We start from the raw sequence: 22,019 nt of genomic DNA, 5'->3' as shown, positions 1-22,019 counted from the left end.
GAATAAGGCCTCATGAAAACCCTCTGCGTCTTCGGCACCCGCCCCGAAGCCATCAAGATGGCGCCACTCGCCCTCGCTCTCGCCGCCGACGAGCGCTTCGACGCCAAGGTATGCGTCACCGGCCAGCACCGCGAAATGCTCGACCAAGTACTCGACCTGTTCGCCATCCAGCCGGACTTCGACCTCAACATCATGAAGCCCGGCCAGGACCTGACCGACATCAGCACCGCTATCCTGCAAGGGATGAAATCGGTATTCGCCGAGTTCAAGCCGGACATAGTGCTTGTCCACGGCGACACCGCCACTACCTTCGCCGCCAGCCTCGCCGCCTACTACCAGCAGATCCCGGTCGCCCACGTCGAAGCCGGCCTGCGCACTGGCAACCTGTACTCGCCGTGGCCGGAAGAAGCCAACCGCAAGCTCACCGGCGCCCTGGCCAACCTGCACTTCGCCCCGACCAGCAACTCCCTGCAGAACCTGCTCAACGAAGGCATCGCCCACGACAACATCGTCGTCACCGGCAACACCGTCATCGACGCCCTCCTCGATGTGGTCAAGCGCTTGGATCAGGATCAGGAACTCTATGCCAAGGCTGCCGCTCCAGCAGCCTTCCTCGATCCCTCGCGCAAACTGATCCTAGTAACCGGCCATCGTCGCGAAAGCTTCGGCGGCGGTTTCGAGCGCATCTGCCAGGCGCTGATGGAAGTCGCCCAGCAACACCCAGATGTCGACATCGTCTACCCCGTACACCTCAATCCCAACGTGCGCGAGCCGGTTAACCGCTTGCTCTCCGGTATCAGTAACATCCATCTGATCGAGCCGCTGGACTACCTGCCCTTCGTGCACCTGATGAGCCGCGCCCACATCATTCTCACCGACTCTGGCGGCATCCAAGAAGAGGCCCCGTCCCTCGGCAAACCGGTACTGGTGATGCGCGACACTACCGAGCGCCCCGAAGCAGTAAGTGCTGGCACAGTAAAATTAGTAGGGACCGAGGTTAAAACCATTATCCGAGAATTGAGCAGCCTACTGCTCGATAGTCACGTCTACCGCACTATGAGTGTTGCCCACAATCCTTATGGCGATGGAAATGCATGCAATAGAATCATAGAGGAAATTTACAAGAAGCATTCAAAGGAAAAAACAAAGTGAAGACGCATATTTTTAGAAGCTTACCGCTAAAGGCAGACTCTAGAACAACCCGAAACCAGCAAATCTTCAGCAACGGGAAGAGCCAGACATACACATGGGAAAAAAGCGGGGGAAAAACGGACAGCACAATATCCTTCCCGTACTCTAAATCTGGAGGGAAACTACAAAAAGGAATTAAGTTTTTTTTATTCTCAATCTGGGTCCCAATCCAAGTTCTAAAGCATGCCAAAAAAAGCGATAAAGTTGTTTTTATGGATTTGGAAACAGCTGCACTCGGATTACTTGCAGCAAAAATAAAACGCACAGAATCAATATTCGACATTGTCGACCCATTCGCGCAAACAAAAATAAAAAGCAAAACAATCCAAAAACTACTAGATAAAATAGAGATATATATTGCAAGGCACTTTGACAAGGTCATAATCCCACACCAGTCACGAATAAAATATTATTCCGACAGAGGGATTTCCACCAATCGAATCCCCAAAATGCACATCATAGAAAATGTGCCACTTTTACAAGATGGCAACCACCCCAAAAAACCTAATAGAGAAATAATTACTATCGGTTATTTTGGAACATTAGATAATGAAAGCAGAGGAATCGAGTGGCTCATTGAGTTCTGCAAAAGAATGAATGGCAAATACAATCTGTTAATTGCCGGAGGAGGTGCCATGCAAAATAAAATACAGGAGTTGAGCCACAGCAACACTAACATAGAATTCCTTGGCCCATACTCTGCACTTCAGATACCAGAACTCTATTCAAAAATTGACTTCACATGGGCTTACTACACCCCCAAAATTGAGCTTCATAAATATGCGGCACCCAACAAATTTTATGAGCACATATTTTTCAAAACCCCGATAATAACATCTTCATGCATTCCTCAGAACAAAGAAATTGAAAGCCTAGGCAGCGGGATCAAAGTAAATGCCGAAGATTTCTCCGCAAGTGAAATGGAGAAACTAGACAGACTAATAAGCGAAATACAGAGCAAGAAAAACGAAATACATAATAGGCTTGAAATCCACTGGAAAGAAAACTACGAAATCTATTATGAAACCATAAAAAGATCTGAAGTATGCGCATAATCCTCAGAGCCTCATCGCTGTTTCTTTCAAGACTTCTCTCCATTGCAGGTTTTTTTTTACTCTCGTACATAATGAGCGAAGAGGACTTTAAAGATTACGCCTTTTATTTCTCACTTTGGCAAATATCCTCCCAAATAATAGGGCTTCAAATAGCCTTCACATTATTCAGATACAGCTACAGCGATGCATATAAAAAAGCCATATCTGAAATAGCTTCAAATATAAGCATAATCGCACTCGCAATATCAGCATCAACCATTTTCGCAATCACGATTACCAGCAACTTATTCTTGGCCTGCACTGGAATGGCGATGATTTTCTCGCTATTCAATATGGCTACAGAGTTCTGCAGGTCTCAAAGAGAAGAGTCACATGTATTTCTATGCTTCGCCATACCTGGAATATCGATGGCAGGCATCTTCGGAGTCTTCTTCATATTAAAAGATGAACCTTCAAGAAACCTCATAATATGCGCGGAAATTGCGGCACACACAATTGCAACGATAATAGCCTGTAAGATTTCAGGAGTCAAAAGCAGATTCAGTATAAACAATCTAGCATCCAGCATAGCCACAATCATCCCTGCATGGAAAACAGTTTCACTCCCCCTGATACCAAACAACATAATATGGTACTTATATTTTAATCTCCCCCAAATACTAATGTACTCCAAGATATCAAGCCCAGACCTATACAACAAACAGGCCATAACTCTCAGAGCGATTGTAGCTCTTTCAACAATCGCTTCAACGGCATCCCTCATCACACAAAAGCCTCTAATAAATATCTACGAAAAGTCTCCTTACGAGTACCAAAAGCTCAAATCAAAAATAACAGCAAAATGGCTGCCAACCTTGCTACTAGTATGCATAGCACTATCAATATTTATCAGCCATATTGATACGAGTTTTTTTAATTCTGATAACGAAGTTATACAGCACCTTTCGCGCAATATAATTTGGCTTTCCATATCCTTCTGGCTTTTTTTCTCAAACTACACAACCGCACACTTTTTTATCGCCGAAAAAAATACAAAATCAGCCGCAAAAACCATGCTAATTGGATTCTTTGTATATATTTCATCAGGAATTCTTCTGCATACTGCTGGAGTCTCGCTGACCGAGATTCCAATTTACACAATAACAGCCGCCTTGAGTACAACTTTGATTTTCAGATATACCATGACGGCAGGAACATGCAAATGCTCAAAAATATAGCAAAGAAAATACTTCCCCAAAAAACATATAACCTTCTACGAATGAGACCAAGATTTGCACTGCTTAGCGGGCATCTATACAGCAAAGTAAAGTACATAAACAGCCTCAGCTGGAAAAGCGATCCTGATAACAGAGGCGACATACTTAGCATCGTAAGAAAACAAGCACATATTATAGATAAAGGCTTACAGTCTCCCAAGCGAACTCCAGGTCATAGCTTGGAGCTTTCGCATTATCTTAAGAAAAATCTTGAGAAAATAAATCATGAAATAAGTCCACACACTTCTCAGTGGGCAACTGCAATTTACAACCACCATCAGAGCCTTCAGCGGGGACAGCTTTCCGAAAGAGACTACAGCAACTTTCCGTTTGAGAATGAAAACTCCATTTCTTACGAAAAACTTCTTGCATCAATAAAAGAAAGGCGAACAATCCGCCACTTCGAAGAAGGAGAAACACCAACCCCTAAAGAGATCAAGAGGGCTCTGACTGGTAGCATCTGGGCTCCATCAAGTTGCAACAGACAAACCATTGTCAACTTCTTTACTTGTAATGATAACCTCGCCAAAAAATGCGCGTCTTTTAACAAAGGCGCAACCTCAATATCCGGAACCTTCGCATTTATTAGCGTATGCTACGATACACGCTCTTATCATCTTCCCCAAGAGTCGCTCACAGGCATGATTGATGCTTCCTTAGGGTTTCAAAACTCTCTTTTACTATTCCACTCCTTGGGTCTTGGAGCATGTGTCCTGAACTGGTCACATGCCGATGAGCACGAAGAAGCCGAACTTCGGGAAGCGTTAGAAATCCCCAGGCACTGCCAGATCGCATTTAATGTGATCATTGGCAAGCCTAAAAACGGCGCCCCAATCCCAGGAAAAAAATCAGCAATGGAATACATGGTGGAAGTTAAATGAAGGTACTCATTCTCAATCACTGCTCCCACAACAAAGGAGACAATAGCGTTTTATACTATTTGAGCGGCGCGATTGCTTCCGAGGCTGAGCGATCTACGCAGATAAATTTATCTTCCAGCGATGGGAGTTTACCTTTTTGGTGGGAACACAAAAACTCCCAAGCTTGTTATTGGCCTGGAGGGAGCATATTCAAATCCCCTAACTCGTCCACTCTAGAAAATACATTCAAACGATTGAACTTTCTATTCCATAGAAAAATATCCTACAAAGCATTCATTTCCCTCTACTCAAATAGAATGGATCGACCTGCGAAGGCTTTAGCCACAATTTTATTTGGCAAAAAAATCAAATCTCTTATAAAAGAGGCGGATTTCGTTTTTTGCACTGGAGGACATCACATATCTAATGTCCTAGAGAAGGACTGCATAAATCCTCAACTAATTTCACTGGCGCTTGCAGACCTCTACCAGAAGCCTCCTATATTATGGTCTCAATCTATTGGCCCCTTCAATGGCGCTCCAAGCTATGCGATAAAAGCGATAGGCAGAGTATTCAACTCTTGCAAAAAAATATATGTCAGAGACAATTTAAGCATAGAGTGCGTAAAAAAAATATCAACCACCCCACCTATCGAAACACCGGACAGCGTCTTCCTATCAACAAAGATGGAGCTTGAGAAGAGCCCTGAAAGCAAGACGATAGTTTGCGCAATATACACTGCAGGTATAAACGACCAAGACTATATTAAAAGATACTCTGAATCCTGGAAAAGTGTAGCTTTAGAATTGGTCAGCAAAGGCTACAATGTAAAATTCATCCCAATGCAGTACAAGGGGTTTGGCGGGGATGAAAGGGACGTCTTGAGGAAGCTTATCGCGACGTGTTCAACCGACAAAATAACCTATATAGACGAAGACTTTTCTCCTAAAGAGACAATAACTGAATTCTCTAGATCCGCATGTGTAATAGGACATAAAACCCACTCCGTGATATACGGTCTTGCTCTTGGAGTGCCTACGGTGGCCATTGCATATCATGAAAAAACAAATTACTTTATGTCATTGTTTGGGCTAGAGAAACAGTCTTTCCCAGAAATCATTGGCTATGAAAAGGAGATCGTAGCGGCTGTAGGTGCAGCAGTATCCGGCGAGGCAAGCCCCTCAGCAAAAATTAGCTTAGCCTTCGCTAAAGATCTTGAGAAAAAAATAACAGAATCACTAAAACCACAATCGCAAAAGAACAACCAATTGTAAGCATATGCTCACCATAAACAAGCCGAGAACCACTCTGCTATTCTTTGTCGTCTGCTGCTTTGCGAATATAGCAGCAGCTCTTCTAATTCACTTTATAGGCCCATCAGCATCTGTAGCAATAGCTCTAAAAGACATCGCCCTATTCTCGATAATCGCCTTATCACTGGTGGCATTCCGAGTAAACCATAAAGACATAATATACATATCCTTGATTGCTGCGTACGCGGCGGTTTTCCTTATAATCTCAGCAAACAATGAAACCCCGCCAATAGCAGCTCTCTCAGGCCTTCGTCAAATAATAACAGTCTTCTTGATAATATCTCTCGGAGCACTCCTCTCAAGCAAAACAAAAACAACACAAGAAAATACAATAAAACATATATTGGCAGTGGGCGTGATCATAGCATCTATAGGCGTGATTGAACGGTTCACTCATTTGTGGTCGCCATTTATCAGGGAGTACTTCGAGCTAAAGAACATCGGCGTTCTATCCATAGGGTATCCATTTGTTCTTATAGAGCCACTACCTGTTTTCAATGAGTTTAACGGAGTGACCGGTTTTTTGCGGGCATCATCGACCTTCTTAGATCCAGTGAACTTTGGGCATGCGATGGTTTTCTGGTTTTTCCTCTCCAGCATAATGGGCCTCAAGAGGCTAAAATACTTATTTTTGCTCTCCGTAATAATATCTTTCTCTAAAGCCGCAATCTTCCAGCTGATACTAATAGCTCTATACAGATCAAGAATCTCTTTCGCTCTGAAGATTTCTCTATGCTTAGCTGCCACTGTAATAGGATTGACCTTCATAGCAACACACGCAGGTTTTGATTCACACTTCAGAGGCCTTGTGAATAGCATTGGCAGCCTATCAGTTTTCGGGAAAGGGCTCGGGGAAGCCGGCAATGTTAGTGCAATGTATGCGACAAACGACTCTGGCATCGGAGATAGCTTTATAGGTGCGTTAATTGGGCAAGTTGGCATTGCCGGCACCCTGATATGGAGCATTCTTTTAGCTTATCAACTCAAGCAGGCGTTAACTATAAATAGCACTATTCCACTAATTCTGATCACACAAGTAGCTCTTGGATTTCTTTCTGAAAACTCATTTAACTTTTTATCAATTATGCCCGCAGCGTTCTTCTGCGGCTATATCGCAAGATCCAAAACACCCATTCAAGCTCTAAACATGCCAAGCAACTAAAATGACCAACAAAAGCTCTATATCGCGCAATCTATACATCCTTGGCACACGTGGAATACCTGCACAGCATGGTGGCTTTGAAACCTTTGCAGAGCAACTTTCTATGTACTTGAAATCCAAGGGATGGCGAATCCACGTATATTGCCAAGAAGACGGCAAGGGACCCATAAGAACATCTGAATGGAATGGGATAAGGCTAATCAAAATACCGACCAGCCAGCCAGGAGCTATTGGTACAATTATTTTTGACCTCAAGAGTTCAATTAACGCCTCAAGCAAAAAAGGTTTGATTCTTACCCTCGGATATAACACTGCGATATTCAATGTACTGCAGCGCATAAAAGGGCAGAAAAACCTAATCAATATGGATGGCATTGAGTGGCGCCGCGACAAATGGGGGCTTATTGCTAAAATCTGGTTCTGGCTGAATGAGCGGATGGGTTGCTGGGTCGGTAACCATCTGATCGCCGACCATCCCAAAATAAAGGATCACCTTGCGACTCGCGTCAGTGCCAATAAGATCACCATGATTCCCTATGGTGGCGATGAGGTAACCAGTGCTGATGCGTCCCTGCTAACGCCTTACAACATCCAACCGGGTGGGTTCTCCGTTATTATTGCGCGTCCAGAACCGGAGAACTCTTTCTTAGAAATGGTCAGGGCCTTCAGCCAGGTTCCGCGTGACCATCGACTGGTGGTACTCGGCAACTTTAAGCCGGACAGCAATCCATTCCATCGCCAAGTTATGGATGCAGCCAGCGACGAGGTTATATTTCCCGGAGCCATATATGAAGCTCCAGTAGTTCAAGCCCTCCGTTTTTATAGCCGTTTTTATCTACACGGCCACCGTGTCGGCGGTACAAACCCATCACTGGTCGAGGCTTTGGGTGCAGGTTGTGCCGTAATTGCCCACGACAATCACTTCAACCGCTGGGTAGCGGGCCCCGAGGCCGTCTATTTCAAAGACGAAACGGCTTGCGCTGATCTGTTCGACCGAATGCTGATAGATGATGCTGCCGTCGTACGGATGAAAGCAGCCAGCCGCGTACGATTCCATGAGCGCTTCACTTGGGACCTAGTTTTACGTGAGTACGAAGAACTGCTGACCCGGTGGTATCCCACCAAATAATCAAGAGTGTCTTTATGAGTTCCCGAATTCTCGTCACCGGTGGTGCCGGCTTCATCGGCTCGGCCGTGGTTCGCCACCTGATCCTGAATACTCCCTACGAAGTCGCCAACCTCGACAAGCTGACCTACGCCGGCAACCTGGAGTCGCTGGCCACGGTGGCCGACTCGCCGCGCTACCGTTTCTATCAGGTGGATATCTGCGATGCCGCCGCGCTGGATAGGGTATTCGCAGAGTTCCGTCCGGATGGGGTGATGCACCTGGCGGCCGAGTCGCACGTCGACCGCTCCATCGACGGCCCGAGCGACTTTATCCAGACCAACATCGTCGGCACCTACACCCTGCTGGAAGCGGCGCGGCGCTACTGGAACGGCCTGGCTCCCAAGGTGAAAGAAGCCTTCCGCTTCCACCACATTTCCACCGACGAGGTGTACGGCGACTTGGAAGGCACCGACGACCTGTTCACCGAAACCACGCCCTACGCGCCCAGCTCGCCCTACTCGGCGTCCAAGGCCAGCTCCGACCATCTAGTCCGTGCCTGGCAACGCACCTACGGGCTGCCGGTGCTGGTCACCAACTGCTCGAACAACTACGGGCCGTTCCATTTCCCCGAGAAGCTGATCCCGCACGTGATCCTCAACGCCCTCGCCGGCAAGCCGCTGCCGGTGTACGGGGACGGCGCGCAGATCCGCGACTGGCTGTATGTGGAAGATCACGCCCGGGCGCTGGTCGAGGTGGTCACCCGTGGCCAGGTGGGCGAGACCTACAACATCGGCGGCCACAACGAGAAGCGCAATCTCGAGGTGGTGGAAACCCTCTGCGACCTGCTGGAAGAGCTGGCACCGAACAAGCCGGCGGGTGTCACGCAGTATCGCGACCTGATCACCTTCGTCAGGGATCGTCCCGGCCATGACCTGCGCTATGCCATCGATGCGTCGAAGATCGCGCGCGAGCTGGGCTGGGTGCCGCAGGAAACCTTCGAGTCGGGCATCCGAAAGACTGTGCAGTGGTACCTGGACAACCGCCAGTGGTGGCAGCGGGTGTTGACTGGTGACTATCGCCTGGGGAGGCTGGGCGAGTCCTGATACGCGGGGTTGCGTAGGAGCATTACAGATCAAGAGCTTCGCCCCGGGCGGGCCTCCTACAAGAGCGCGGCGGGCCTCGATTGTGGCTGTCGGCTTCATCTTATTTTGAAGGATTTTTTTGACGTGAAAGGCATCATTCTCGCCGGCGGTTCCGGCACCCGTTTGCACCCGATCACCCGTGGCGTGTCCAAGCAGCTGCTGCCGATCTACGACAAACCGATGATCTACTACCCGCTGTCGGTGCTGATGCTGGCCGGAATCCGCGAGGTGCTGATCATCTCCACGCCGGAAGACCTGCCCAACTTCCGCAAGCTGCTGGGCGACGGCTCCGCGTTCGGCATTGCGCTGAGCTATGCCGAGCAGCCTTCGCCGGACGGCCTGGCCCAGGCGTTCCTGATCGGCGAGGAGTTCATCGGCGACAGCAGTGTGTGCCTGATCCTAGGCGACAACATCTTCTACGGTTACGGCTTCAGCGCCATGCTGCGCGAGGCGGCCAGCCGCGACAATGGTGCGACCGTGTTCGGCTACCACGTCAGCGACCCGGAGCGTTTCGGCGTGGTGGAGTTCGACACCGCCGGCAAGGCGATTTCCATCGAGGAAAAGCCCAAGGCGCCCAAGTCCCACTACGCGGTCACCGGCCTGTATTTCTACGACAACTCGGTGGTCGAGATCGCCAAGCAGGTGAAGCCATCCCCGCGAGGCGAACTGGAAATCACCGATGTGAACAATGCCTATCTGCAGCGCGGCGACCTGCACGTGAGCCTGCTCGGCCGCGGCTTCGCCTGGCTGGACACCGGCACCCATGATTCGCTGATGGAGGCCAGCCACTTCGTGCACACCATCGAGGCGCGCCAGGGGCTCAAGGTCGCCTGCCTGGAGGAAATCGCCTACCACCAGGGCTGGCTGTCGGCCGAGCAACTGGCACGCCAGGCCGAAGCGCTGAGCAAGACCGGCTACGGTCAGTACCTGCGGCGCCTGCTGACCCAGGAGGCGGCCCAATGAAGGTCATCGAAACGGCGCTGCCGGGGGTGCTGATCATCGAGCCGAAGGTGTTCGGCGATCAGCGTGGTTTCTTCATCGAGACCTTTCAGGTCGAGCGCTATCGCGAGGCGGGCATCACCCTGCCCTTCGTGCAGGACAACCACTCGCGCTCGCCGCGCGGGGTACTGCGCGGCCTGCATTTCCAGCGCACCCGCCCCCAGGGCAAGCTGGTCAGCGTCAGCCGCGGCGCGGTGTATGACGTGGCGGTGGACATCGACCCGACGTCGCCGACCTGCGGCCAGTTCGTCGGTGTCGAGCTCAGCGACGACAACCATCGCCAGCTGTGGATTCCGCCAGGTTATGCCCATGGTTTCTGCGTGATCAGCGACATCGCCGACTTCCAGTACAAGTGCACCGACCTGTACTTCCCCGCGGATGAGGGCGGTCTGCTGTGGAACGATCCGGACGTGAACATTCCCTGGCCGGTAGAGGCGCCGCAGCTGTCGGCCAAGGATCAGCTGAATCCGACCCTGCGCCAGCTGCTGGGCAAGGAAGGGTGAGCATGCGCGTACTGATCACCGGTGCTCGCGGCCAGGTCGGCCACGAGCTGCTGCGCCTGGCTCCCGAGGGCTTCCAGGTCCACGGTCTGGGCTCGACCGCGCTGGATATCGGCAACGCCGCCCAGGTGGCGAAAGTCGTCGCAGAGTTCCAGCCGCAGCTGATCATCAACGCCGCGGCCTATACCGCGGTGGACAAGGCCGAAAGCGATGCGGAGCGCGCCTGGGCGGTGAACCGCGATGGCGTGGCCAACTTGGCGATTGCCGCCGAGCGGCTGGGTATTCCTGTATTCCACATTTCCACCGACTACGTGTTTGCCGGCGATGCCCGCGAGCCGTACCGGGAATCCGACCCTGTCGGCCCCACCGGGGTATACGGCGCCAGCAAGCTGGGCGGCGAGGTGATGCTGGCGGCCAATTGCAGCCGGAACATCATCCTGCGCACCAGCTGGGTGTTCGGCGCGCACGGCAACAATTTCGTCAAGACCATGCTGCGCCTGGGCCGCGAGCGCGAGGAGCTGGGCGTGGTGGCCGATCAGCACGGCTGCCCGACCTCGGCGGCCAGCATCGCCCGCGCACTGTGGACCCTGGCGGTGCAATACCGTGACCACGGCGCGCTGCAGTGGGGGGTGTATCACTACGCTGGCACGCCGGCCTGTACATGGCATGAGTTCGCCCTGGAGATTTTCCGCCAGGCGCATGAACTGGGGCTGCTGGAGCGCGTGCCCGTCGTGCGCGCCATCGCCACGACTGACTACCCGACTCCGGCCACCCGCCCAGCGTGGTCGGTGCTGGATTGCAGCAAACTGCATGAAGCCCACGATATCGCCCAGGCAGACTGGCGCGAGGAATTGGGACTGGTGCTGCGCGAGCTGGCCTGATGGTTTTGGCGGGCCTGCGGCCCGTACCGCCGTGATCGACAGCTCCGGCAACCCGATCTCCATCATCAACCCATGCGGCAGGACGCCGCCGAAGTACCTCTCATGACAACTCTGACCTGCTTCAAAGCCTATGACATTCGCGGCCAGCTGGGCCGCGAGCTGAACGAGGACATCGCCTACCGCATCGCCCGCGCCTACGCCGAATGGCTCAAGCCCGGTACGGTGGTGCTCGGCGGCGATATCCGTGAAACCTCGCCGGCCCTCAAGAAGGCGCTGAGCCGCGGCCTCTGCGAAGCTGGCGTGAATGTGCTGGATCTGGGCATGACCGGCACCGAGGAGGTGTATTTCGCCACCTGGCACCTGGGCGCCGACGGCGGTATCGAGGTCACCGCCTCGCACAACCCGATCGACTACAACGGCTTCAAGCTGGTTCGCGAGGGCTCACAACCGATCAGTCGTGACACCGGTCTGGAACAGATCCGCCTGCTCGCCGAGAAGGCCGAGTTCGCTGCACCGGCGGCGGTGCAGGGCGAACTGCGTCAAGTGGATTGCCGCCAGGCGTTCGTCGAGCATCTGCTGTCCTACATCGACTGCAGCACGCTCAAGCCGCTGAAGCTGGTGGTCAATGCTGGCAACGGCGCCGCCGGTCCGGCACTGGATGCCATCGAGGCGGCGCTCAAGGCCCGCGGTGTGCCATTCGAACTCATCAAGATCAACCACCAGCCGGACGGCAGCTTCCCCAACGGCATTCCCAACCCGATGCTGGAGGACAACCGTGCCGCCACCCGCGACGCGGTACTGGCCCATGGCGCCGATCTGGGCATTGCCTGGGATGGCGACTTCGACCGTTGCATCCTGTTCGATGAGCAGGGTCAGTTCATCGAGGGTTACTACATAGTCGGCCTGCTGGCCGAGGCCTTCCTGCACAAGGAAGCCGGCGCGCGCATCATCCACGACCCGCGTCTGACCTGGAATACCCTGGACATCGTCGAGGCCAACGGCGGCGAGCCGGTGCAGTGCAAGGCCGGCCATGCCTTCATCAAGCAGCGCATGCGCGAGGAGAACGCCATCTACGGTGGCGAGATGAGTGCGCACCACTACTTCCGCGACTTCGCCTACTGCGACAGCGGGATGATCCCCTGGCTGCTGGTGGCCGAGCTGATCTGTGTCCGTAACCAGTCGCTGTCCAGCCTGGTCGGCGAGCGGATCGCCGCCTTCCCCTCCTCCGGCGAGATCAACCTTAAGGTCGCCGATGCCGCCGCGGTCATCCAGCGCATCGAGTCGATCTATGTCGGCGATGCCGCGCAGGTCGACTACACCGACGGCCTCAGTGTGGAATTCGCCGAGTGGCGCTTCAACCTGCGCGCCTCCAACACCGAGCCGGTGATCCGCCTTAATGTGGAAAGCCGCGGCGATGCGCCACTGATGCAGGCCAGGACGGCCGAGCTGCTGGCCCAGATCGGCGGCGTTCCGGGTTGAGGCTGCTGCTGTTCGCTGTCTGCTCGGCGCTGCTGTCCTACGGCATATTCCGCGCCGAGTCGCCCCCCGAGCTGTTCGAACATTCGGACAAGGCCCTGCATCTGCTGGCCTTCGGTGCCCTGGCGCTGACCGCCCGCCTGGCCTTCCCCCAGGCTAGCGGTTGGCTGTTGTGGAGCGGGCTGCTGGCGCTGGCCCCCTTGCTTGAGTGGCTGCAGAAGTTTGTGCAGCCGGCCCGGCAGTTCAGCGAACTGGATATCGCCGCCAATCTGCTTGGCGTGCTGCTGGCCTGGTTGGCCTGGTATATCTGGCAGGCATCACGCCAACATCGGCTGCCCTCGCAGTAGGCAACCGTCCGGCTGCCTACTGCCCTCCCCGAACCCTTCCCGAACTCACTCGCCGAGGCTGTCCTTGCGCCGCGGATTGCTGTGCCGATTGGCCAGCACCGCGATGGCGCAGAGCACCACCAGGGTCGCCGCGTTGGCCGGAATCTGCAGGTTGAAGTCGGTCAATGAGTGAATGGCGATGGCGATGATGCCCACCGCCGCGCCGAAACCGACGCCGCTGCGATACAGCGATTCCCGCCGCCACAGCGCCTGCAGCGCCCGCCACAGGGCCAGCAGCACGAAAGCCAGCAGCGGCAGGCAGCCGAGCAGGCCGTACTCGATGGCGAACTGCAGGTAGTCGTTGTGCGCGTGGTCGAAATGCAGGCGGATGTCCTCGCCCGGGTATCTGGGGAACACCGACTCGAAGCTGCCGGCACCCTGCCCAGTCAGCGGCTTGTCCTGCGCCAACGGGATCGCGTAGCGGAACACGTCGTCGCGCACCTCGTTAGCCTGCTGCACCACCTCGCCGGCCACCACCACGTCGGTCAGGCGGGTGTTCAGCATGCGGTCCTTGAGCCGCTCCAGGCCGAAGTACTGGCTGATCACCAGTACGTCGATGAGCAGGATGCTGGCCAGGATCAGGCCATTGCGCAGTCGATTGTCCTTGTCGCGCAGGACGAAGATGCCGCCGATGACCATCAGCGCGGTGAAGAAGGCGGCGTTGCCACCGCGCGAATGGGTCATCACCAGGGCGATGACCATGACCACCAGAGCCAGGCGCAGCCGTGCCTTGGCACCCATGAGCATTTCCAGCAGGTTGACCCAGCGGAACGGCCGCCCATCGCGCAGCGCCAGCAGCAGGCCGATACCGCAGGCCAGGGTGATCTCCAGATAGCCTGCCAGGTGGTTGCGGTTGACGAAGGTGCCGGTGGCATCACCGGTGTAGCTGGTCTTGGCGGTGAGCAGATGCCATTCGATCCCCGACAGGGTCATGAATGCGCCATGGAAAGCCTGGAAGGTGCCACTGACCACTAGCGTGCCCAGCAGCCAGGTCAGGCGCTTGCGGGTATGGAACAGGCTGACGATCAGCAGGAACAGCAGGCTGTAGGCGATGCCCAGCATCAGGTATTGGAAGGTGGCGCCGACATCGACGGTCAGCCCACCCAGCCACTGCACCGCCACCCACGCCTGAGCAGCCAGCAACAGGCCGAACATCGGCAGGGCCGGCTGGAGCGCCTTGCTCTCGGACAGCCGATTGCGCAACAGCGCCAGGCTCCAGATGCCGGCCAGCACGCCGGTCAGCGCGACAAATAGCCCGACCGCCCACTCGCGGTTGCTGCCCAGCGGCAGAGGCAGCCACACCAGCAGGACAAGGACCGAAGCGATCAGGAATCGCTCGAGGCGATTGGAAGTCTGGTGCATTGTGCGGGATCATCCGTGCTTGGCCACCTCAACCTGTCGGTGGGCAGCTATCGTCTCAGAAAGGGACGGCAGTATAAGGAACATCCTTTTCTCCACCAACCGAATGGCACGCAATGCTTTATCGTATCCCCCGGACTGTCTGGCAATTGGCGTTCGTCATCTGCCTGGTGAGTGTCCTGACCCTGGCGCTGATGAAAAACCCCTCCGCGCTGCTCAACACCGGATGGGACAAGGGTAACCACGTCCTGGCCTTCACCGTGCTCACCTTCCTGGGCCGCATGTCATTTCCCGCCCAGCGTGTCCTGCTGCTCCTTGGCTTGCTGGCCTACGGTGCGCTGATCGAAAACCTGCAATTCATGACTGGCTACCGCTTCAGTGAATACCAGGACCTGGTGGCAGATGTGGTCGGCATGGTGCTGGGCTATCTGCTGGCGGTACCGGTGATGCGTCGATTGCAGGAGCAGTCTTGAGCCATTGATGGCGGGCCTGCGGCTCGCATCGCCGCGAGGTCGCGCCTCCTGCAGGTCTGGCGTGCCCCATGCTCTTGTGGGAGACCCGACCTCGGGGCGAAGCTCTTGGGCTGTTCCGACCACTGACCCAGGTCAATTCCCCAGCGCTGCACTCAGGCAAGATCAGCCACTTTCCGAAGAAAACTGGCGGAGTGCAGCCATGAACAACACCCCTTACCAACTGCTCGGCGGCGAAGATGGCGTGCGCCGTCTGTGCGAGGCCTTCTACGACTGCATGGAGCAACTGCCGGAGGCGGCGGACATTCGCCGCATGCATGGCGAGGATCTGTCGGGGATTCGCCAGAAGCTGTTCGAGTTCCTCTCCGGCTGGCTGGGCGGCCCGCATCTGTATGCGCAGAAGTACGGCTCGATCTGCATGACCGGCCCGCACCGTCCCTTTGCCATCGGCCCGAAGGAGCGCGACCAGTGGCTGCTGTGCATGGACCGCGCGCTGGAGCAGGTCGGCGCCAGCGAGGAGGTCAAGACGATGCTCAAGCAGCCGCTGCAGGCCATCGCCGACATGATCCGCAACCGCGAGACATCCGCGTCCGCCTGATGGCGAGTGCCGGCCAAAGCCCCGCTCTATGCGGGGCTTTTTTTCGCACGCAGGAAAGCGCTCCTGTCATGCAAAGTTCATCTAACTGCAGGCTTTTCCACGACATAGATCAACAAACCACTGACCTTGGCTGCCTAAGCTGGCTCCACAGGTCGCAGCAAGATCCCGCCGAATGTGGCGAGGTTGCCTCTGCAAACATGCCGCCGTGCAAGCCTGCATCCGCCCCGTGCGACCGTGATCCGCCATCGACAAGGAAGGCCCGCCATCATGAAGACTCGCTCCCTCTCCTCCCTCGCTCTCCTGCTGGCCGCCCTGGCCAATACCGCCATTGCCGGCAACGCCATTGAAGGCACCTACGCCATGACCATGGAGGCCATGGGCGTCCAGGTCAGGAGCGCCACCGTCGAGCTGACCCCGCAGTACATCCGCGAGGGCGACAACACGACGGCGATCAGCACCTGGGAGCACAGCGGCGACTACGTGACCGCCCGCGACAAGCACGGCGCCGCCCTGCTGCACGCGCGCATCGAGGATGGCGGCGACAGGCTGATCCAGCAGATCGAGGGCATCGGTACCGCCACCTTCACGCGCATCGACTGACCGCTCAGCCCGCCACACTCGCTGGCGGGCTGGCACCAGACAGCAAAAGGGGGTTGCCTCGCGGCAACCCCTTTCTTCGTTACTGGCCGACTCAGACCATGGTCGGGTCCGGCTCCAGCCCCATCAGCTCGCGGCCGAGGATCTGCGCACAGACGTCGTAGTCGGTGTAGGCATGCGCGCCGGTCATGTGCGAGTCGCGGAACAGGCGCTGGATTTCGCTGTTGTCGAACCAGCTGGTGGCGCCGGCAGCCTCGAACAGGCGGTCGACGGCGGCGATGCACATCTTCACGGCGTAGCCCTGGTTGGTACGCCAGTAGGCCAGCTCGGCACGGGTCGGGAACTGATGGCGCTCGCCAAATTCGGCGTGCTCTTCCCAGGTCTTCTCCATGAAGGCGCGGGCGGCGGCAACCTGATGGGTCGACTCTGCCAGACGCATCAGCGCCGGGATGGAAGCACCCACGTTGGCTCCGGTGTAGGCCCGCACGCGGTTCTGCTGCTTTTCCTTGAACGCGGCCAGCATGCGCTCGGCGACGCCGAGGCTGATGGCGGCGAAGCCGCAGGCAAAGTACGGACGGTACGGGGTGTGGAAGATCTTGCTGTCCGGGTACAGATCGCGGCCGGCGGAGCGGCCTTCCATCATGTCCTTGGCCGCCTGGATGCGGTAGTTGGGGATGAAGGCATTCTTGATCACCAGGGTCTTCGAGCCGCTGCTGCGCATGCCGACGGCGTACCAGTCGTCGCGGATCTCGTAGTCACTGCGCGGCAGTACGCCGAAGCTGTAGACCAGCTCGCCTTCGGCATTCTTGCGGCGCATGCCGACGATGGCCCACTCGGCGTGGTCGCAGCCGCTGCTCCAGCCCATCTCGCCGCTGAGCAGCACGCCGCCCTCGGTTTCCTCGATGGTGCTGAACGGTGCGATGCTGCTGCTGGCGGTGGCATCCGGGTTTTCGCCCCAGATCTCGTCCTGCAGTTGCTTGGGGAACATCGCCAGCTGGTGGCTGTGGGTGCACAGCAGGCTGAACGCCCAGGCAGTACCGCCGCAGGCGCCGGCCAAGGCAGCCACGCAGTCGGTGAACTCGGGCAGGGAGATTTCCAGACCGCCGTATGCCTTAGGCTGGAAAACACGATGCATACCGATGCTCTTCAGCAGGGCGATGTTCTCGTCCGGCACCTTGCGCTCAAGCTCTGCCCGGGCGGCGTTGGCTGCGATGGCCGGCAGAATGGTTTGCAGCTTCTCGAGCATGGGATTCGGTCGTTTCATGGCGATATGTCCAGGCAGATACTTATTGTGTGGGTACTGTCGATGCACGTAGTGGACCCGAGGCTCCGGGATGCATGGGCAACAGCAGCCACCCATTCAGTTTGGTCGACTTGCGGGCAATGCGCCCGACCGGCCAGCGGTCCGTGGGGGCATTATGGGGGCGTAATCCTGCGGACAGAATGCATCTTTCATGGACAATATTGCATTTTTCATGGAAATCCATTGTTGCCACATGAGCCTTAATCGCCCCGAAAAAGCCAAGATGACCACCAAACAAAACAATAAGTCATTGTTTTTTAAGAAATAATTTCCAAGCACAGGTTTAAGCCAGCAGCGCGCGATGTAATTTTCGTGGCCCAGCACCCAGGCAGGCACAATTCTCGACCAAGCCGTCCAGCGATGCCCCATCAGCGGACGAATGAGCACGCCGGCTGTAACGCCAGAAGGCGACGTCTGTCTAATCTTCGTACACCACCCATGCATGGGAGAGCGACCATGAAGCGACGACTTCTGCTCCAGGGGCTGGCCCTGTTGCCGGCCTGGGCGCTGCTCGGTAACCACGTGCGGACGGCGCTGGCGGCTTCATCCGCCACGCTGACACCACTGGCCAAGCCGGCCAGCGAATGGCGTCCGCTGCTCTCGGCGGCGGCGTGGCGCGTGCTGTTCGAGGGCGACACCGAACCGGCGGGCAGCAGCCCGCTGAACGACGAGCACCGCGACGGCACCTTCGTCTGCGCGGCCTGCTACCTGCCGCTGTTCGACAGCCGGCACAAGTACGACAGCAAAACCGGCTGGCCGAGCTTCACCCAGCCGCTCGACGAGGCCCATGTCGGCCGCAAGCGCGATTTCAAGCTGATCTGGCCACGCATCGAGTACCACTGTGTGCGCTGCGGCGGACACCAGGGTCACCTGTTCGACGACGGCCCGCCGCCACGGGGCGAGCGCTGGTGCAACAACGGTCTGGCACTGCGTTTCGTGCCGCGCGCCGAACCTCTGCCCGAATTGAGGAGCTGACGATGATTCGCCCGATTGCCAGGCCGCGGCCATGCGCCGGCCGTTTGCACTCCCTGCTGCTGGCGCTGCTGGTGGCGGTAGCGATGGAAGCGGGCCTGCCCCAGGCCCTCGCGGCCGACAGCCCGGCAACGACCAGCACGGCCGACGCCCCGGCGGCCACGGCGATTTTCGCCGGCGGCTGCTTCTGGTGCATGGAGTCGGATTTCGACAAGGTACCGGGGGTGCTGTCCACCACCTCGGGGTATACCGGCGGCAGCCTGGCCAACCCGACCTACGAGCAGGTGTCGGCGGGCGGCAGTGGCCATATTGAGTCCGTGCTGGTGCGCTTCGACCCGGCGCAGACCAGCTATGCCAAGCTGCTGGCGGCCTTCTGGCCGAACATCGACCCGCTGACCGCCACCGGCCAGTTCTGCGACATCGGCTCGCAGTACCGCAGCGCGATCTTCTATCGCAGCCCCGAGCAGCAGCGCCTGGCCGAGGCGTCGAAGGCCCAACTGCAGGCCTCGGGACGCTTTGCCAAACCGGTCGTTACCGAGATCCTCCCCGCCGGCACTTTCTATCCGGCCGAGGAATACCATCAGGACTACTACCGCAAGAACCCGCTGCGCTACCACTTCTATCGCACCCGCTGCGGTCGCGATGCGCGCCTGGAGGAGCTGTGGGGGAAAAAGCCGTGAGCAGGCTCAGGGCAGCTCGATGCGCTCGTCGCGGATCACGATCAGCCCCTGCTTGTACAACCCGCCGATGGCCTTCTTGAAGTTGCCCTTGCTCACCCCGAACAGCTTGGCGATGAGTTCCGGCGGACTCTTGTCGCTTAGCGCCAGGCTGCCGCCCTCGGCGCGCAGTCTGGCGAGGATCTGCTCGCCCAGGCTGTCGGCGGCGCCCTGGCCGATGGGTTGCAGGCTCAGGCTGATCTTGCCGTCCGCACGGACTTCGCGGATGTAGCCGGTTTCCTGCATGCCCACGCGCAAGAACTTGAACAGCTCGTTCTTGTGGATCAGCCCCCAGTGCTTGCCGTTGACGATGGCCTTGAAGCCGAGGTCGGTGCGCTCGGCGACCAGCAGCTCGACCGCCTGCCCGGGCTTGTAGTTGGGCTGGGTGTTGTCGAGGTAGCGATCCAGCCGCGCGGTGGCGGTGATGCGCCGGGTGCGCGGGTCGAGGTAGACGTGCACCACGCAGTAGTCGCCAACCTGCAGCGGGCGCTTTTCCTCGGAATGCGGCAGAAACAGGTCCTTGGGCAGGCCCCAGTCGAGGAACAGGCCGACATGGCTGATCTCCACCACCTTGAGGCTGGCGAAGCCACCGACCTGGACCTTGGGTTTCTGCGTGGTGGCGATGATGCGGTCTTCGCTGTCCAGATAGACGAACACGTTGAGCCAGTCGCCGATCTCGCACGGCTCGCCGGCGGGGATGTAGCGCCGCGGCAGGAGTATTTCGCCGTCCGGACCACCGTCCAGGTAGAGACCGAAGTCGGTGTGCTTGACCACCTGCAGAGAATTGAAACGCCCGATCAGTGCCATGTCGCTTACCTTGATTGCCAGGGTCGGCATTCTAGCCGAGATCGCCGGGCAAGCAGCGACCCGTCGGCGGGCCAATCGCCGCCGAGGCAGGCGTTTTTTTCGCCAGACACCCTGGCGCGTTCTCGCCGCTGCGCCGAGCGATGGCAAGTCATTGATTGCAAAGAAAACACAGCGCACGGCAAGGTGAGACGCGCCCCCCGCCAGCCGCGCACAGCCGACGGGAGGCGCAGGCAGCATGCAGAAAGGATTTGCACCGCGGGAAATTACCGCGTAGGTTATTCCCACTGTTTGCTTGTGTCATCGTAATCGACTGGTTTAGATCTTGATCCAATCATATTTCGGTTTTCCTGGCTCCTTGCACTCAGTCCTGACTTCGGGCAATTCCGCGGTCGTATCCATCACTGTTCAAGGAGACATCCATGTCTAATCGCCAAACCGGTACCGTCAAGTGGTTCAATGATGAAAAAGGCTTCGGCTTCATCACTCCCCAGAGCGGCCCGGACGTATTCGTTCACTTCCGCGCCATCAAATCCGACGGCTTCAAGAGCCTGAAAGAAGGTCAGGAAGTTTCCTTCCTGGTCGTGAATGGCCAGAAAGGTCTGCAAGCTGATGAGGTGCAGGTGATCTGATCACCCTGCCCTGATTGGCCAAAAGCCCCGCCACGTGCGGGGCTTTTGCATTCTGGCGCCCACTGCGCCCCTGCCGCTTGTTGCGAGACCCTGCCATGACGCTGAAACTCACCATCGTCGACCAGACGCCCGTCCACGGCGATCTGCCCGCCCGCGAGGCGCCCAACAGCTCCGTGGCCCTGGCCCGCGCCTGCGACGAGCTGGGCTACTACCGCTACTGGCTGGCCGAGCACCACAACAGCATCCAGTTCGCCAATCCCTGCCCGGAGATCATGGTCGCGCGCATCGCCAGCGCCACGCAGAACATGCGCATCGGCAGCGGCGGCGTGATGCTGACCCACTACAGCCCGTACAAGGTGGCCGAGGTGTTCCGCATGCTCGCCAGCCTGTTCCCCGAGCGCATCGACCTCGGCATCGGCCGCGCTCCCGGCGGCACGCCGCTGTCCTCCGCCGCCCTCGCCGCGCCCTACGAGCAGTTGGAAGAAGACACCTTCCCGCAACAGGCTGCCGAGCTGTGCGCCTTTCTGCGCAACGAGTACCCCGAGCGCCACCCCTACCGCAAGCTGCACTGCCTGCCGGACGATGAGCCGGTACCGCAACTGTGGATGCTCGGCTCCGGCGGCGGCAGCTCGTCGCTGGCCGGCTACCTGGGCATGGGCCTGTCGGTGGCCAAGTTCATCTCTCCGCAGGCCTGCTCGCCGGCGATCTTCGACAACTACGAGCGCCACTTCCAGCAGGCCGGGCACCAGCACAAGCCGTCGCGCATGCTGGCGTTGGCGGTGATCTGCGCGGAGACCGAGGAAGAAGCCAAGCGCGTTGCCAGCACGGCCGCCTGGCGCAAGATGATGACCGGCCGCGGCGCCCGCGAGCCGCTGCTCAGCCCCGAGGAAATCGACCAGCGCCGCCGTCAGCTGAGCCCCAGCGACCTGGCCGAGCTGGATGCCACCCGCGACGCCATGGTGGTCGGCACGCCCGAGCAGTGCTGGGAACAGTTCCACGCCCACGCCCGCGACTACCAGCTCAACGAGCTGGGCCTGGTCACCGTCACCCACAGCTTCGAGAGCCGCCTGAACAGCTACCGCCTGCTGGCCCGGGAGCTCTGAGCAAAGGAGTCCCGAGCAAAGGAGCCCTGAGCAAAACCGGCGAAAATCGCGATTTCCGGGATTTTCGCCGGGCATTTCCCGGCAAATACTTTCCAGATCCTGCCGGACTGAGCAAAAAATGATCGCCATTTCATGT

At 57.2% G+C, this 22,019-nt stretch carries 23 protein-coding genes; 20 read left to right on the top strand and 3 right to left on the bottom strand.

Annotated features, from left to right (window positions below; translation table 11 throughout):
• Nucleotides 1-12 precede the first annotated feature (12 nt).
• The 13 genes from wecB to BMZ19_RS09265 all read left to right on the top strand — a co-directional run bounded on the left by wecB (nucleotide 13) and on the right by BMZ19_RS09265 (nucleotide 13,290).
• Entirely contained in the window at nucleotides 13-1,152 is a 1,140-nt protein-coding gene (wecB, locus tag BMZ19_RS09310; RefSeq protein WP_090310198.1) for a non-hydrolyzing UDP-N-acetylglucosamine 2-epimerase, read from the top strand.
• Nucleotides 1,149-2,246 carry a glycosyltransferase gene (locus BMZ19_RS09305; RefSeq protein ID WP_139214653.1) on the top strand — a complete coding sequence of 366 codons (1,098 nt, stop codon included), beginning with the start codon at nucleotides 1,149-1,151 and terminating at the stop codon, nucleotides 2,244-2,246. Before wecB ends, BMZ19_RS09305 begins: the two co-directional genes overlap by 4 nt.
• Nucleotides 2,237-3,463 (top strand): polysaccharide biosynthesis protein, encoded by a 1,227-nt coding sequence (locus BMZ19_RS22110; RefSeq protein ID WP_139214652.1) that lies wholly within the window; start codon nucleotides 2,237-2,239, stop codon nucleotides 3,461-3,463. The genes BMZ19_RS09305 and BMZ19_RS22110 overlap by 10 nt, the downstream gene beginning before the upstream one ends.
• A complete protein-coding gene (locus BMZ19_RS22105; protein WP_170847729.1) occupies nucleotides 3,448-4,383 on the top strand; it encodes a nitroreductase family protein in 936 nt (311 codons plus the stop codon). Before BMZ19_RS22110 ends, BMZ19_RS22105 begins: the two co-directional genes overlap by 16 nt.
• A complete protein-coding gene (locus BMZ19_RS09300; RefSeq protein ID WP_090310193.1) occupies nucleotides 4,380-5,636 on the top strand; it encodes a polysaccharide pyruvyl transferase family protein in 1,257 nt (418 codons plus the stop codon). Before BMZ19_RS22105 ends, BMZ19_RS09300 begins: the two co-directional genes overlap by 4 nt.
• A 4-nt stretch (nucleotides 5,637-5,640) precedes the next feature.
• Nucleotides 5,641-6,837: a hypothetical protein gene (locus tag BMZ19_RS22100; RefSeq protein ID WP_139214650.1), complete on the top strand. Its 1,197-nt coding sequence runs from the start codon at nucleotides 5,641-5,643 to the stop codon at nucleotides 6,835-6,837.
• Nucleotide 6,838: 1 nt separating this feature from the next.
• On the top strand, nucleotides 6,839-7,966 hold the full coding sequence (locus BMZ19_RS09295) for a DUF1972 domain-containing protein (RefSeq protein ID WP_170847728.1): 1,128 nt from the start codon (nucleotides 6,839-6,841) through the stop codon (nucleotides 7,964-7,966).
• Nucleotides 7,967-7,980: 14 nt separating this feature from the next.
• A complete protein-coding gene (gene rfbB / locus BMZ19_RS09290) occupies nucleotides 7,981-9,048 on the top strand; it encodes a dTDP-glucose 4,6-dehydratase (RefSeq protein WP_090310191.1) in 1,068 nt (355 codons plus the stop codon).
• 123 nt (nucleotides 9,049-9,171) lie between these two features.
• Nucleotides 9,172-10,050, top strand: a complete 879-nt coding sequence (gene rfbA / locus BMZ19_RS09285; protein ID WP_090310189.1) for a glucose-1-phosphate thymidylyltransferase RfbA — start codon at nucleotides 9,172-9,174, stop codon at nucleotides 10,048-10,050.
• Nucleotides 10,047-10,589 (top strand): dTDP-4-dehydrorhamnose 3,5-epimerase, encoded by a 543-nt coding sequence (rfbC, locus tag BMZ19_RS09280; protein ID WP_090310186.1) that lies wholly within the window; start codon nucleotides 10,047-10,049, stop codon nucleotides 10,587-10,589. Before rfbA ends, rfbC begins: the two co-directional genes overlap by 4 nt.
• Before the next feature lie 2 nt (nucleotides 10,590-10,591).
• Nucleotides 10,592-11,467 (top strand): dTDP-4-dehydrorhamnose reductase, encoded by an 876-nt coding sequence (gene rfbD / locus BMZ19_RS09275; RefSeq protein WP_090310184.1) that lies wholly within the window; start codon nucleotides 10,592-10,594, stop codon nucleotides 11,465-11,467.
• A gap of 102 nt (nucleotides 11,468-11,569) precedes the next feature.
• Nucleotides 11,570-12,946 carry a phosphohexomutase domain-containing protein gene (locus BMZ19_RS09270; RefSeq protein WP_090310182.1) on the top strand — a complete coding sequence of 459 codons (1,377 nt, stop codon included), beginning with the start codon at nucleotides 11,570-11,572 and terminating at the stop codon, nucleotides 12,944-12,946.
• Nucleotides 12,943-13,290 (top strand): VanZ family protein, encoded by a 348-nt coding sequence (locus tag BMZ19_RS09265; protein ID WP_090310180.1) that lies wholly within the window; start codon nucleotides 12,943-12,945, stop codon nucleotides 13,288-13,290. The genes BMZ19_RS09270 and BMZ19_RS09265 overlap by 4 nt, the downstream gene beginning before the upstream one ends.
• Nucleotides 13,291-13,335: 45 nt before the next feature.
• Here BMZ19_RS09265 and BMZ19_RS09260 read toward each other — a convergent pair whose 3' ends face one another.
• On the bottom strand, nucleotides 13,336-14,691 hold the full coding sequence (locus BMZ19_RS09260; protein ID WP_090310178.1) for an O-antigen ligase family protein: 1,356 nt from the start codon (nucleotides 14,689-14,691) through the stop codon (nucleotides 13,336-13,338).
• 113 nt (nucleotides 14,692-14,804) lie between these two features.
• Between BMZ19_RS09260 and BMZ19_RS09255 the strand changes: the two genes are divergently transcribed.
• From BMZ19_RS09255 to BMZ19_RS09245, 3 genes are all read left to right on the top strand, one after another.
• Nucleotides 14,805-15,161 carry a VanZ family protein gene (locus BMZ19_RS09255; protein WP_244517145.1) on the top strand — a complete coding sequence of 119 codons (357 nt, stop codon included), beginning with the start codon at nucleotides 14,805-14,807 and terminating at the stop codon, nucleotides 15,159-15,161.
• 199 nt (nucleotides 15,162-15,360) lie between these two features.
• Nucleotides 15,361-15,756: a group II truncated hemoglobin gene (locus BMZ19_RS09250; protein ID WP_090310176.1), complete on the top strand. Its 396-nt coding sequence runs from the start codon at nucleotides 15,361-15,363 to the stop codon at nucleotides 15,754-15,756.
• 267 nt (nucleotides 15,757-16,023) lie between these two features.
• A complete protein-coding gene (locus tag BMZ19_RS09245) occupies nucleotides 16,024-16,356 on the top strand; it encodes a hypothetical protein (protein WP_090310174.1) in 333 nt (110 codons plus the stop codon).
• 91 nt (nucleotides 16,357-16,447) lie between these two features.
• Here BMZ19_RS09245 and BMZ19_RS09240 read toward each other — a convergent pair whose 3' ends face one another.
• Complete coding sequence (locus BMZ19_RS09240; RefSeq protein ID WP_090310172.1) at nucleotides 16,448-17,617, bottom strand: p-hydroxyphenylacetate 3-hydroxylase oxygenase component; 1,170 nt, start codon at nucleotides 17,615-17,617, stop codon at nucleotides 16,448-16,450.
• A gap of 495 nt (nucleotides 17,618-18,112) precedes the next feature.
• On the opposite strand from BMZ19_RS09240, the gene msrB reads away from it, so the two are divergent.
• Both msrB and msrA read left to right on the top strand, forming a co-directional pair.
• A complete protein-coding gene (gene msrB / locus BMZ19_RS09235; protein WP_090310170.1) occupies nucleotides 18,113-18,631 on the top strand; it encodes a peptide-methionine (R)-S-oxide reductase MsrB in 519 nt (172 codons plus the stop codon).
• 2 nt (nucleotides 18,632-18,633) lie between these two features.
• The gene (gene msrA, locus BMZ19_RS09230; RefSeq protein ID WP_090310168.1) at nucleotides 18,634-19,308 is read left to right on the top strand and encodes a peptide-methionine (S)-S-oxide reductase MsrA; all 675 of its coding nucleotides are present in this window, start codon (nucleotides 18,634-18,636) and stop codon (nucleotides 19,306-19,308) included.
• A 6-nt stretch (nucleotides 19,309-19,314) separates the two neighbouring features.
• Here msrA and BMZ19_RS09225 read toward each other — a convergent pair whose 3' ends face one another.
• Nucleotides 19,315-20,151, bottom strand: a complete 837-nt coding sequence (locus tag BMZ19_RS09225; protein ID WP_090310167.1) for a CvfB family protein — start codon at nucleotides 20,149-20,151, stop codon at nucleotides 19,315-19,317.
• A gap of 419 nt (nucleotides 20,152-20,570) precedes the next feature.
• Between BMZ19_RS09225 and BMZ19_RS09220 the strand changes: the two genes are divergently transcribed.
• On the top strand, nucleotides 20,571-20,780 hold the full coding sequence (locus BMZ19_RS09220) for a cold-shock protein (RefSeq protein ID WP_090310165.1): 210 nt from the start codon (nucleotides 20,571-20,573) through the stop codon (nucleotides 20,778-20,780).
• A 95-nt stretch (nucleotides 20,781-20,875) separates the two neighbouring features.
• A complete protein-coding gene (locus tag BMZ19_RS09215) occupies nucleotides 20,876-21,883 on the top strand; it encodes an MsnO8 family LLM class oxidoreductase (RefSeq protein WP_090310163.1) in 1,008 nt (335 codons plus the stop codon).
• Nucleotides 21,884-22,019 lie beyond the last annotated feature (136 nt).

It is taken from the genome of Pseudomonas linyingensis (assembly GCF_900109175.1).
GTDB classification, from domain to species: Bacteria; Pseudomonadota; Gammaproteobacteria; order Pseudomonadales; family Pseudomonadaceae; genus Geopseudomonas; species Geopseudomonas linyingensis.
Note: the sequence above shows the minus strand (reverse complement) of the source record. Positions and strands in the feature narration are given on the sequence as shown.